Here is a 13297-nt window from a genome sequence, read left to right as displayed (position 1 = left end):
AGGTATAGCGTTTTCCCAAAGCGCTTTGGATCGCGTAAACTATTCAATTCCAATGGTATAAGAGGAGTGCCGTAATGACTATTCGTGCCGTCGTTTGGGGCGAGAACATTCACGAACAGACTAACAAGGTTGTCGCCGGGATCTATCCCGAGGGCATGCACAACACCATCGCCAAGGCGCTGAATGCCGACGCCGGTATTGAGGCAACGACTGCAACGTTGCAGGAGCCGGAACATGGTTTGACTGAGGCCCGGCTGAAGGACACCGACGTCCTGCTCTGGTGGGGTCACAAGGACCACGGCGCCGTCAAGGACGAGGTCGTCGAGCGCGTTGCCAAGCGTGTCTGGGAAGGCATGGGCCTCATCGTCCTGCATTCGGGCCATTTCTCCAAGGTCTTCAAGCGGCTGATGGGCACGCCCTGCGCACTGAAGTGGCGCGAAGCCGGCGAGCGTCGAGCGCCTGTGGGTCATCAATCCGCGTCACCCGATCGCGGCCGGCCTCGGCGAGCATTTCGAGCTTGAAAACGAGGAAATGTACGGCGAGCAGTTTTCCGTTCCGGAGCCGCTCGAAACCGTGTTCATCTCCTGGTTCCAGGGCGGTGAAGTCTTCCGCTCGGGCATGACGTGGCGCCGCGGTGCGGGCAACATCTTCTATTTCCGCCCCGGCCACGAGACCTACCCGACCTATCACAACGACACCGTCCAGAAGGTACTGGTCAACTCCGTGAAGTGGGCACACAACCCGCTCGGCACGCAGGCAAGCATCCACGATGCGCCGAATGTGCCGGTTGAGAAGGCGCTGGAGCCGATCGTCGAGCGTGGCCCAAGACTGCACCAAGCCGGCGAAGCCGGTTATCGCTGAGGTAGGATATGCGTCTCATAGTAGTTGGCACGGGCGGCATGGCGAAGAACCATGTGGAGCATTTCGCCCGTATTCCCGGCGTCGAGATCGTCGGCGCCGTCGATACGGATGCGACGAGGCTCACCGCCTTTTGCGATACGTTCGACATCAAGAACCGTTTTCTGTCGCTGGACGAAGCCATCGCCTGGGGTGAGTTCGACTCGGTGACGAACGTCACGCCGGACAAGGCTCACAATCCGACGACCTTGCCGCTGCTTGCCGCCGGCAAGCACGTTCTCTGCGAGAAGCCTCTCGCGGAGAATTATGAAAAGGCGCTCGAGATGACGGAGGCTGCCGAGAGAGCAGGCGTCGTCAACATGGTCAACCTGACCTATCGCAATGTCGCGCAGCTGCAGAAGGCGCGCGAGATGGTGATTTCGGGCGAGATCGGCACCGTGAAGCATGTGGAAGCCTCCTACCTGCAAAGCTGGCTGGTTTCCAAGGCCTGGGGCGATTGGCGCAGCGAGTCCAAGTGGCTCTGGCGTCTGTCGACCGGTCACGGCTCGAACGGCGTTCTCGGAGACATTGGCATCCATATCCTCGATTTCGCCGCCTATGGCGCCGCAACGGATATCGACCATGTCTTCGCCCGTCTGAAGACCTTCAACAAGGCGCCGGAAGAGCGCATCGGCGAGTATATGCTCGATGCGAACGACAGCTTCTCGATGTCGGTCGATTTTGCCAATGGTGCGCTCGGCGTGGTGCATGCCAGCCGCTGGGCCACGGGACATCTGAACGAGCTGAAGCTGCGTATCTACGGCGAACGCGGCGGCCTGGAAGTGTCCCACAGCCCGAATGGTTCCGAGCTGCGGGGTTGCCTTGGCGACGACACTGAAACGGCGACTTGGAGGGTCATCGAAGTGCCGCCGGTGCTGACCAATTATCAGCGTTTCGCTGAAGCGGTCATGACCGGCACCAGCCAGGACCCGAGCTTCCGCCACGCGGCCAACTTGCAGCGTGTGCTGGATCTTGCCATGGTGACGGAGACGGAGCGGCGCGAGCTGAAGGTTTGAGTTCATAGCGAACCTTCAGGCAACGTCTTGGGAGAACATGCATGTCCACCGAAGAAAAAGTTGCCAGCCACTACACCCATGGATCGCTGGAAACGGCGATCCTGAAAACGCTTACTGATAACGGCAGCGATATCGAGCTGCTTCGCGTCAGTGACCTTGCCGGCGTCGACGAATTCCATTTGGGGCGGCATGCGGCCACGGTGGAATTCGCGCGCGACCTCACTCTGGCCGGCGGGATGCGGCTTGCCGATATCGGCTCAGGCCTCGGCGGTCCTGCCCGTCATTTTGCCGACTCCTACGGATGCATCGTCTCGGGCATCGATCTCACCGAGGAGTTCGTTCAAGTCGCCAATTCACTGACCGCGCGCTGCGGCCTGGCGGAGCTGGTGTCCTTCCGGCAGGGGAGCGCATTGTCGCTGCCCTTCGCGAGCGGTGGCTTCGACCGTGCAACTCTCATCCATGTCGGAATGAACATCGAGGACAAGGCGAAGCTGTTTGCCGAGGTCCGTCGCATCCTGAAACCCGACGGCCGTTTCGGTCTCTATGAGATCATGCAGATGCGCGAGGGCTCGGTGCCCTATCCGATGCCTTGGGCGATGACGCCGGAGACAAGTTTCGTCTGCACGCCGGATACCTATCGCCAAATGCTCGAAGAGGCGGGCTTTGTAGTGGAGCTGGAGCAGGACCGCAGCGCGCTGGCGATCCGCCTGATGCACGAAATGCGAGCCAAGGCTGCTGCGGGCGAGGGGAAGGGCATGGCAACATTGATGGGGCCGAGGGCATCCGAGCGCGGCGCCAATGTCAACACGTCGGTGGAGGGCGGCCTGCTCGCACCCATCGAGATGATTGCCAGAGCCGTGTGACGAAATCGGCGGCTTGCCGTTTCGCCGCATTGACAGCAGCCTGCCGGTTTTTGTATTGAAAATCCAACGGTAATGGATTTCTGCCGGGCCATGGTGGCCGAACCGCTGCTCTGAATTTTCCAGGGAAGCTGATGACTCCTACTCAAGACGCCCAAAAGGCGAAGGAGTAGAGTCATGCCTGTTTTTCTGCCGTTATCTTTTCCATCCTTCCTATCCATTGTCCCCGACAGAGCCAATTCCGGTGCTGCGGGAGGGGCGAACTGATGTCCGCATCTCTATTCCTACATGATCGTTTTCAGCAATTTCGCGGCCTGTTCAAATGGATCGCGCTTGTCGTGCCGATGGCGGTGGCCGTTGGCTCGCTCTGCGCGCTGTTCCTGTGGAGTCTCGATCGGGCAACGGCGGCGCGCTTCGAGCATCCCTGGCTGATCTTCCTCATGCCGGTCGCCGGCTTCGCCATGGTATGGGTCTATCAGCGCTTCGGCCGCGGAGCGGAAGGCGGCAACAACCTGATCGTCGATCAGATCCACGAGCCTGGCGGTGGTGTGCCGCTGCGCATGGCGCCCTTCATTCTCGTATCGACGGTTCTGACGCATCTGGTCGGCGGCTCTGCCGGGCGCGAGGGGACAGCGGTTCAGCTCGGGGGCAGTGTTGCAAGCGTTTTCGCCAGGGTTTTTCGGCTGAGCCATGCCGAGATCCGCATACTCCTCATGGCAGGCATAGCAGCCGGCTTCGGTGCCGTTTTCGGCACGCCGATTGCGGGCGCGGTCTTTGCTCTCGAAGTTTTGACCATCGGGCGCATGCAATATGAGGCGCTGATCCCGAGCCTTGCGGCGGCGATAGCCGCCGACTGGACCTGCCATGCCTGGGGCATCGAGCATATCCAGTATCATGTCGGCTATCTCTCTGGCACGCCGGCGAGCAGCTTCCACCTCGAGCCACTGCTGCTCATCAAGGTCGGCGTTGCCGGCGTGCTTTTCGGCCTGATGGCGCGCTGCTTCAGCGAAGTCTCTCATATCGCCTCTGCCACCTTCAAGCGATTCTGCGCCTATGCGCCGCTGAGGCCCGTCATCGCCAGCGCGGTGCTGATCGGTCTCGTCTATCTGCTCGGCACGCGCGAATATCTGGGGCTTGGTGTCTGGTCGCCGAACTCGGGCGATGCGACGATCCTCGGCTTTTTCGATCCGGCGCAAGTCGATTACTGGAGCTGGTTCTGGAAGGCGGTCTTCACGATCGTGACGCTGAGTGCCGGCTTCAAGGGCGGGGAGGTGACGCCGCTGTTCTTCATCGGAGCGGCCCTTGGCAATGCGCTCGCGGCCATTCTCGGCGCGCCGGCAGATCTCTTTGCGGCACTGGGCTTCGTTGCCGTGTTTGCCGGTGCCACCAATACGCCGCTCGCCTGCATGATCATGGGCATCGAGCTCTTCGGCGCGACGCACACCGTCTACCTCGCCGTCGCCTGCTTCCTCGCTTATATCTGCAGCGGTCACACCAGCATCTATCTGTCTCAGCGCCTTGGCATCGCCAAGAGTGCGGCTTCCGGCCAGATCACCGCCGATGTTCCGCTTCGTCATATTCGCGAACAGGGATCGAAGGCGCGCGGCAAAAATGCCCGCAAGACCGAAAAGGCTTGACGCGAGACGACCGGTGATTGTCGAAAGTCTTGCGATGCTGATAGTCAGGAAGCCTCAGTCCGGATATCGTCCAACCACCGCAGGAGATTATCGTGATCTATCTTGTCGTTTTTCTCGGTGCTGGACTAGGGGGTGCCTGCCGTCTTGGCATCAACGAGATTGCGGCTCGATTGCTCGGAGTCGATTTTCCGTTCGGCACACTCATCATCAACGTCGTCGGGGCGTTCTTCATGGGCGTCCTGACAGAGTATTTCGTCTTTCGCGGCGGTGTGTCGCAGGAACTCCGGCTATTTCTGACGACGGGTGTTCTCGGCGGCTTCACGACATTTTCAACCTTTGCGCTGGAGAGCGTCGCGCTCTGGGAGCGAGGCCAATGGATGCCGTCCGTCGCCTATGTCGTACTGTCGGTTTTCCTGTCGATAGCGGCGCTTATCGCTGGATTAGCGATTGTCCGGCTAATAATTTCGGGGCAAACTGTCTGAGGAAAAGACATTGGCTGCCTTTGCCGCATTTTTGCCGATTATGAGGTGAAATCCTCCGGGAAATCGTCGAAGATTTCTTCCATGAGAAACCAACGCTGATCGCGAACGGACGCTCTTGCGAAATTCGACTATTCAACTCATATAATCGATTATTATGATCATCGCATAACCAAGGAGACGGGCGTCAATCAGGAACGGGCAGGTGAGCATTGACGATGTTAAACCTGTTGCCACCTTGCAATCCTCCTGCAATTCCCAGGTGGCAATGCTTCCTCTCGGACGGCCTTGAGACAGACATGACGGAGAGTCCTTTGAGCGCACCTGCTCCCACTTCCACAGAAACTCATGCTCCGGAACAAACCTTCGGCACCGCCGGCCTCGCGCCGATGGACCGCCCGAGCGCCATGACGCGCTTTTTCATGGGTATCGTTGCCTGGGCTGAAAGCCTCAATCTGAAATATGCCAAGCTCGGCAATCCGCCGGTCTACGACGTCGCGACCTTCCCCTGGGCGGCCGAGATCGAGAAGGATTATCCGGCGATCCGCGCCGAACTCGAAAAGGTGCTGTTGCGCCAGAGCGAGCTGCCGACGTTCCAGGATATCTCCACCGACGTGAAGACTATCTCGACCGATACGCGCTGGAAGACCTTTTTCCTGCTCGGCTTCGGTGTGAAGTCCGAGCAGAACATCAAGGCATGCCCCAATACCTGGGCGGCTGTGCAGAAGATCCCGGGCCTGACGACGGCGATGTTCTCGATCTTCGAGCCTGGCAAGCATCTTCCGGCGCATCGTGGCCCCTATAATGGCGTGCTGCGCCTGCATCTCGGCTTGATCGTGCCGGAGCCGAACGAGAAGCTGGCGATCCGCGTGGACAAGCAGATTTGCCACTGGCAGGAAGGCAAGGCGCTGATCTTCGATGACGCCTACGAGCATGAGGCCTGGAACCATTCCGACAAGACCCGCGTGGTGCTCTTCGTCGATTTCGTCAAGCCGCTGAAATTCCCGGCACGCTTTGTCAACTGGGCCCTGATGAACCTGGCGATCTTCACGCCGTTCATCAAGGAAGGTCTCGACAACCACAAGGAATGGGAAAAGAAGTTCTACGCCGAGGCCGAAGCGCTGAGAAATCGCCCGAAGGCCTGATCCGCTTTCGCCAGCGAAGTTTATGAAAAAACCCCGGAATCCGTAGCGGATTCCGGGGTTTTGTTTTAGCCGGTCAGGCGTAATCGTCAGGCCGGTTTGTCCGTCTCTTCGGTGTCGCCGTCATAATTGTCGTTTGACTGGACCACCGCGGGCTTGCTGTCGAGATTGCCGAGCAGCGCCGAGATGGCATTGTCGCCATCGAAACCGGCTTCCTTGAGCAGGCGGTCGAGGATCGGCTTGTTGGCCTGATAGGAGAGAAGCTGACCGGCGAGACCTTCGCCGAGGCCGACGCCACTGCCGCCAGTCGCTCCGTTGCCATTGCGGCCGAGCATGCCGCCGGTGTCGAAGATGCGGATATCCGAGATCTTTTCGATCGGCTTGACTGCTTCGGCAAGCGCTGCTGGAACGATGCGGATGCGCTCGCGGGTGATCTCGAATTCGATGATGGCGGGGCTGAGCTTGTTGCGTGCTTCATTGAGCAGCGCCTCGCTTTCGGCCGTGGCCTTACCGGTTTCCAGAATACCCTTGGCCTTGATGATCGCGGCATCGGCCTCGGCGGTGGCCAGTGTCTTGATGGCATCCGCCTGGTCGATTGCCGCCTGCTTTTCGGCTTCTGCGGCGATGGTGACAGCCGTTGCCTGGGTCTGTGCCCGCTTCTGTGCATCGATCACGGCGATCTGCTTTTCGCGCTCGGCGATTTCGACGGCCTTGGCGGTGCCGACCTTTTCTTCGGCGGCGATAGCGAGTGCACGGGCGGCTTCGGCTTTTGCCTTGGCTTCCGACTCCTCGCGGCTCTTGTTGGCAACTGCGATGGCGCTTTCCTGTGCTACGATCTGGTTGTCGCGGCGAGCTTCCGTTTCACGCTGCTGGACCGCACGGGCCGAGTCGATGTTAGCGGACTCACGCACCTGCTTGGCCATGGCCTCGCGTTCAGCGATGGCCTGCTCGGCGGCAATGCGGGCTTCCTCTTCCGAGCGCTTGGCGGCCTGTTCCTGCTGAGCGGTTTCGGCGCGGGTGGCAGCGGATTTATTGGCGATGTCGCGCTGCTGGTTCAGTTCGGCCTCGCGCTTCGTCCGATCGATGGTCAGCGATTGCTGCCGCGCCTCCAGGTCCTTCTGGGCGATTGCGACTTCGGTATCGCGAACGATTTCGTTGCGTTCCTTCTTGCGGCCTTCAGTGACGCGGGTGAGCGCGGCCAAACCATGAGCATCGAAGAAGTTGTTGGCATTGAAATGCTTGATGTCGGTCTGGTCTAGGCGGGTCAGCGACACCGACTCGAGTTCAAGACCGTTGGATTGGAGGTCGGAACCAACGGCTTCCTGCACCGCCTTGACGAAATCCATGCGTTGCTCCTGCAGCGCGTCGAGGTTCATCGTGGCGGCGACGGAGCGCAGGCTGTCGACGAACTTCGCCTCGATCAACTGGCGCAGCTGCTCAGTGTCGTTAGTGCGGCTGCCGAGCGTCTGTGCTGCAAGGGCGATGGAGGAGGTGTCCGGCTTGACGCGGACATAGAACTCGGCGCCGATATCGACACGCATGCGGTCTTTGGTGATCAGCGCGTCGTTTTCGCCACGTTGGACCTCCAGGCGAAGGGTCTTGAGGTTGACGCGGGCGATCGAGTGGAAGATCGGCAGGACGACGGAACCGCCGTCGAGGACGACTTTCTGGCCACCGAGACCGGTGCGCACATACGCCTCGTCGCGGCTCGAGCGGACGTAGAGCGAGGCGAGGACAAAGCCGATCCCGAGGATCAGGACGATGCCGATGCCTGCTGGCAGAAGAAGGTCATATAGGCCGTTCATTGGTGTTGCTCCGTAGAGGATTGATCAGCGGGACCGACAAGGTCCAATGGGGCGGGAACTGCGATGAAGATATCGGCCTTGCGATCGACAAGAAGGACCTCGGCGCCAACGCCGAGCGGGCCTTCGCCCTTGGCGGCACTGGCGCGTAGCTGATGCCAGTTGCCGTGCACGTCCTTGACCGAGACGCGGCCGGGCAAGCCCTGGTCCAACGGTCCGACAGTGACTTTGGCGGTGCGACCGACGAAATCGCCGGCATCGACGACATAGGTCTCGTCGCGCGGAATGAGCCGCGCGATGGTACGGGTGGAGCCTCTCACCAGCGGGATCGTGAAAAAGGCGGCGGGGAGTACGGCCACCACTGCGGGCAGCGGTGTCCAGACCATGGCGGCCACCGCCTGCACGGCAAAGCCCACGATGGCGAAGAGGCCGAGCAGCAGCATGATCAGGATCAACAGCGGCACGCCGCCGAGGTTGATCCAGGAGAGCAGGCCGGCGACAACGCCATCGTGACCATCAAGATGTGGCTTGCCGATCATCTCGCTCAAGGAGAAACCGAGCAGCATCGAGAGGATCTCGATGACTGTCAGGCCGATCAGGATCATCGCCGCGATGGCAAAGGGCGCACATTCGGGTGCGAGGAAGAGGTGCATGGTCGTTACTGATCATTCGCCCTGAAACGGGCAAGGCGCGCTGCAATGGCCTGCTCCCGGTGCAGGCGGTCAGTCATCGAGCTCGGCGCTGGTGGCAGGCTCGCCTGCCGGAACGCCGGTGAGGCGGAGACGGCGGCGGCTGCACGCGCCGCACCTGCTGCCGGTGTCGCGCGCGGACGCCACCAGTTGCTTCTTCCGGCGCGTGGCGGGCTACGCTGCGCTTGAAATCGGCCAGGCGGGCCTCCGCCTCGCGGCGGGTGGCAAGAACGGCCTGCAGCGCCTTCTGTCCTTCATCGATCTGTGCATTTGCATCCGCGAGCGCCTTGTCGAGCGCGGCGATCTGGGATTCGAGATCGATCTGGCGGGCGACGCCGGCCTTGGCGAGGTCTTCGCGCTCGGCCGATATCGCAAGGCGGATCTTCGCGTCGAGGGCTGTGAGATCGTCGACGATTTCGGTGCGGCGGCTCTGGATGCGGTATTCCTCGGCGCGTGCCTTGCCGAGATCGGCGCGCGCTTCGTCAGCGGCTGCGTCGATCTCATGGAGCGCCTGTTCTATGACTGCGATCTTGTTGGCGCCTTCCACCTTGTCGACTGCCGCGTTGGCGAGGCCGGCGATCAGTCGTCCCATACGGGAAAGAATGCCTTCGTTCATCGTCATATTTTCCTCCGTTCGGGGAGAGTTTGGTGTAACCCCGATGTGAATCGCGTAGTGGCCGCCATCGGCGATCAGGTAGGCGGGAAGATTGGTGTCCCACCCCTTGAAGTAACCGGCCACGTCAAAGGGCACGGCGATACGGCCGCGCACCGTCGAGATTGTCAGATCCGACGGACCCTTGATGGCAAAGAGCTTTTCGTCGAGCGGCAGGCGGTTTGTGCCCGCTGGCTCGCCCCTGTTGGCCGCGAAATCACGCAGGCCGAGCGTTACGAGGCGCGCGGGCAAAGCGGTGCGTTCGCGGATGGTTTCATAGGCAAGCTCATGAAGCGTAACGAGGTTCGCCCCGGCTCTGTCCGGAACGATCTCTGTGAGCAGCCTCATCATCTGCCCGTATGCAGCGAAGGTCTCGTCCATCGCCAGTCGTGCCGCTGCATCGGGAGCGAGTTCGTATCGCAGATGCGTTGGGTGCAATGAAGCGGGTGCCTTTGCCATGCACCTCAAGTAAAGTACCGCTCAGGTGCTTTTCAAGAGATGGCACACGCAAACATGGATGAATTGTAATGAAAGATAGGCAGCATAGGTTGCAAAAACTTGATGCTTCGCGCTTCTGATACGCGATCGAGGGTACGCGCATCTCGGATCTATGTAGCAGCTGCCGCCAAATTGCGCCTAATCGGACGAACGCCTCACACTTGATGGAACAAGAGCGAGGCGTCGTTATCGGATCTGCGCGGCTGCAAGAACAGCGGCTACGCTATGATTGTTATTTTATCGTGCGAACTATCGCAGCACCCGCCGTCATGCCGCCGCCGAAGGCGACGAGGCCGAGATTGAGCGGCTCGGAGCGTTCATTGACGACATGATGCATGGCAAGCGGGATGCTCGAAGAGCTGGTATTGCCATAATTCTCGATGACGCTCAGAGCTGGGCGGCCGCTGCGCTTGGCGATCGTGTCGATGATGCGCTGGTTGGCCTGATGCGGCACCAGCAGATCGAGATTGGCGAGCTCAATGCCGGCATCGACGCAGGCGTCCTCGATCGAGCGGGACATGGAATGCACCGCTTCCGTGAAGACCGAGCGTCCGTTCATGGCGATGACGCCATCATCCGGCAGCGGAACGTAGAGCAGATCCCCTGGTTCCGGCCGGCCGCTGACGATCGGGCGGCTCGCCGTAAACAATGGATTGCGCGCCATGTCGCGTGTGGTCACCAGGCTTGCGGTAGCCGCGTCGCCGAAAAGAATCGCGGTAGAGAAATCCTTCATGTCGAGCAGAGGCGACAGTACCTCGGAGGTGACGATTAGCACCTTGGCGTCGTTCTGCTGCGCGATGAAGTCGTGGGCCTGCTGCAAGGCGTAGAGATAGCCGGAGCAGGCAGCGCCCATATCATAGGCCGCAAGCGACGGCCGAACGCCATCTTCCGCGACGGCCACTGCAACGCGGCTTGCCAGCGACGGCGTGGCGATATCGGGCGTTCCCGTCGCGGCAATCACCAGGTCGATATCGTGAATCGACATTTCGGTCTGGCGCAGCAGATCGCGGACGGCTTTTGTCGCGAGGCTCAGCGTGCCTTCACCCGGACTGATCCAGAACCGGCTCTTGATGCCGGTGAGCGCGAAGATCTCTTCGGCCCGACGGTTCGGCCAATGATGGATGATGTCCTCGTTGGCGACGCGGCGGCCGCCGGTGGCAATGCCGAGGCCGCTGACGGCGATTTCCGAGAAACTACCGGAGTGGCGGCGCAACGCCGGAATGGAATGTGACTTCAGGCGGCGCAATACAAACTTGTTCTGTATTTCGGAGGCGAGCGCGAAGTTCTGCTCTGCCATGTCGCGATTGGCGTCCACAGTCAGAAGCGGGCTGTCGGTCGCGACCTGGTCGCCGATCCGGACAAAAACTTCCTGTACCACGCCGCCGATATTGGCGCAGATCTCGACCGAAGCCTTGGTGGCTTCGACGACGGCAACCAGCTGACCCACTTCGATCGTGTCGCCTGGCTTCACCAGCAGATCGGTGATCAGCACGTTTTCGTCGGCAGGGCCGGAGCCGATCGCCTTGATGGCGGCGGTCGGGCCATTGTCGTCTTCCTTATGCCAGGTGACCTCGCATTCGAGGACCTCGGCCATCAGATCTACAAGCTTGCTGTAGGACGGCAGCGTCTCGAGCTGATTGCGGAAATTGAAAGGTACATGCGCGTCGGAGCGGGCAAGTCTGCGCACGACGACCGGCACATCGGTCTTTTCAGTGACGGTGGCGACGATTTCCGCGCCCATGCCCACGGTACGGTTGTCCTCATGGACGACGATCAGGCGGCGGGTGCGCCGGGCACTCGCCAGCACTTCCTTCTCGTCCCACGGCGAAATCGAGCGAAGGTCTATCACCTCCACGGAAAAGCCCTGGGCTTCGAAGGCGCTGGCCGCCTTGGCACAGAGAGAGACCGTGTTGCCATAGCTGACCAGCGTCAGGTCGCGGCCGCGGGCCACGTGGCGCGACAGGCCGGGATGGACAAAATGCTTGTCGAGGTCGGTCGAGGTGCGACCGTCGGAATTGTTGAGCACCGCCTTGGGATAAAGAAAGACGGTGGGGCGGCGCGATTCGAATGCGGCATTGAGCAGACCGGCTGCATCGCCGGCGCTGGACGGCATGACGACGTCAATGCCGGGCGTGTGCGCCAGCATGCCTTCGAAGCTTTGGGCGTGGAACGGCCCGAGGCCCGGCTTGTAGCCGCCACAGCTTACCATGAGGATGACGGGCGATTCCCAGGCACCATTGGTGCGCCAGTACATGCTGCCCATTTCCGAAACGATCTGGTTATAGGCAAGCGGCAGGAAATCGGCGAATTGCAGGAAGGCCACTGGCCGTTGACCTGCGAGCGCACGGCCGACGGCGGTTCCGACAATAGTGGATTCGCTGAGAGCCGCGTTGTGAACGCGCTCGGGATATTTGGTGCTGAGACCGCGGGTAACGCCAAAGACATCGCCCTTCGGGTCCTCCACGTCCTGCCCGAACAGCACGACTTCGGGATTGGCGGCCAGTTGCTTGTCGAGGACGTTGTTCAACGCCTCACGCATCGTCAACGTGGCTTCGCGTTCATTGCCGCGATATTCCGTCGTTTTGCCGAAGGAAGCAGGGTAGGGCGCCTTTGCCTCCGTCTCGACCTTGGGCGCATCTTCCCTGCGGGCGAGAGCGGCTTCGGCCTGTACTTCGGCCGTCAGTTCCTGCTCGATCTTCTCGAGCGCATCGGCATCGACACCGGCCTTGTGCAGCATCGCCCGCAGGTTCGGAAGCGGGTCACGCGAGGAGCCGGTCTCGATTTCCAGCAGGGTGCGATAGGTCTTCTGATCGTCGGCATTCGTATGGTCGGACAGGCGCTCGACATTGAGGAGCACGATGCTCGGCACGCGATTGTTCCGGCTGTGGCGAACGGCTTTGCGGAAGGCTTCCCGCGACGAGGTAAGGTCGGCCCCGTCGGTGCGGATGATGTCGACGCCATAGAAAGAGGATGCGGGTCCATCAGGCAGGTCGAAGAAGGTTTGCTTGCTCGTGCGCGTCGAGATCGAGAAACTGTTGTCCTCGATGACAAAGACGACGGGATACTGGCCACGAACGGCCTCGGCGACGGCTTCGACGAATTCGCCTTGTTGTGTGGTGCCATCACCGACGCAGCAGATGGCGATCGGCAGGCCGGCCTTGTGTTTCAACGCCGCGCCGACACCTGCTGCGTGCAGTGCATTGTTGCCGACCGGGCCGACAATGGACGTGATGTTGAGTGCGCGGGAGGATAGATGGGCGCTCATCTGCCGTCCGGCGGAATGGGAATTGGCCGTAGCGAGCAGGCTTGAGAAAAACTCACGAATGGGCATGCCGCGGGCCAGCATCAGGGCCTTGTCGCGATAATGCAGATGCAGCCAGTCGTCGTCATGGAGGAATTCGTTGAGCAGCGCGGTCGACTCATGCCCTGCGCCGGAGACATGAAAATGTGCTATGCCTTGCTTGATGAATTCTCGCTCAAGGCGATCTATTTCTCTAGAAATGAAAAATATTCTATGAAGCTGCTTGAGGTATTCTGTGCTAAACCTCCCTTCCATATCAATAATTTTCCTAATCTTTCATCATGATAATTTGTGTGGACCTAGGTAATCCCCTGGGATGCCTTT

8 protein-coding genes, 2 pseudogenes and 1 riboswitch are annotated in these 13297 nt (G+C 60.6%); of the genes and pseudogenes, 6 read left to right on the top strand and 4 right to left on the bottom strand.

The window, feature by feature from the left end; translation table 11 throughout:
• Positions 1–74: 74 nt before the first annotated feature.
• The 6 genes and pseudogenes from BSK43_RS09175 (at position 75) to BSK43_RS09150 (ending at position 6034) form a co-directional block, all read left to right on the top strand.
• Positions 75–861 (top strand): annotated as a pseudogene (locus tag BSK43_RS09175) (ThuA domain-containing protein).
• Positions 862–869: 8 nt separating this feature from the next.
• A complete protein-coding gene (locus BSK43_RS09170) occupies positions 870–1913 on the top strand; it encodes a Gfo/Idh/MocA family oxidoreductase (RefSeq protein ID WP_077469676.1) in 1044 nt (347 codons plus the stop codon).
• Positions 1914–1954: 41 nt separating this feature from the next.
• Entirely contained in the window at positions 1955–2776 is an 822-nt protein-coding gene (locus BSK43_RS09165; RefSeq protein WP_077469677.1) for a class I SAM-dependent methyltransferase, read from the top strand.
• Between the two features lie 59 nt (positions 2777–2835).
• A riboswitch (Fluoride riboswitch) is annotated at positions 2836–2924 on the top strand.
• Positions 2925–3039: 115 nt separating this feature from the next.
• Complete coding sequence (locus BSK43_RS09160) at positions 3040–4410, top strand: voltage-gated chloride channel family protein (protein WP_077469678.1); 1371 nt, start codon at positions 3040–3042, stop codon at positions 4408–4410.
• Positions 4411–4502: 92 nt separating this feature from the next.
• Positions 4503–4892, top strand: a complete 390-nt coding sequence (crcB, locus tag BSK43_RS09155; protein ID WP_136686816.1) for a fluoride efflux transporter CrcB — start codon at positions 4503–4505, stop codon at positions 4890–4892.
• 296 nt (positions 4893–5188) lie between these two features.
• Positions 5189–6034 carry an aspartyl/asparaginyl beta-hydroxylase domain-containing protein gene (locus BSK43_RS09150; protein ID WP_077469680.1) on the top strand — a complete coding sequence of 282 codons (846 nt, stop codon included), beginning with the start codon at positions 5189–5191 and terminating at the stop codon, positions 6032–6034.
• Between the two features lie 86 nt (positions 6035–6120).
• On the opposite strand, the gene BSK43_RS09145 is transcribed toward BSK43_RS09150, so the two are convergent.
• From BSK43_RS09145 to BSK43_RS09130, 4 genes and pseudogenes are all read right to left on the bottom strand, one after another.
• Positions 6121–7836: a flotillin domain-containing protein gene (locus BSK43_RS09145; RefSeq protein WP_136686815.1), complete on the bottom strand. Its 1716-nt coding sequence runs from the start codon at positions 7834–7836 to the stop codon at positions 6121–6123.
• Positions 7833–8486 (bottom strand): OB-fold-containig protein, encoded by a 654-nt coding sequence (locus BSK43_RS09140; protein WP_077469681.1) that lies wholly within the window; start codon positions 8484–8486, stop codon positions 7833–7835. Before BSK43_RS09140 ends, BSK43_RS09145 begins: the two co-directional genes overlap by 4 nt.
• Before the next feature lie 5 nt (positions 8487–8491).
• Positions 8492–9633, bottom strand: a pseudogene (locus BSK43_RS09135) (PspA/IM30 family protein).
• A 271-nt stretch (positions 9634–9904) separates the two neighbouring features.
• A complete protein-coding gene (locus BSK43_RS09130; protein ID WP_077471915.1) occupies positions 9905–13228 on the bottom strand; it encodes a thiamine pyrophosphate-dependent enzyme in 3324 nt (1107 codons plus the stop codon).
• Positions 13229–13297 lie beyond the last annotated feature (69 nt).

This window comes from Rhizobium sp. P44RR-XXIV (assembly GCF_001999485.2).
In the GTDB taxonomy this organism is placed as follows: domain Bacteria; phylum Pseudomonadota; class Alphaproteobacteria; order Rhizobiales; family Rhizobiaceae; genus Rhizobium.
Note: the sequence above shows the minus strand (reverse complement) of the source record. Positions and strands in the feature narration are given on the sequence as shown.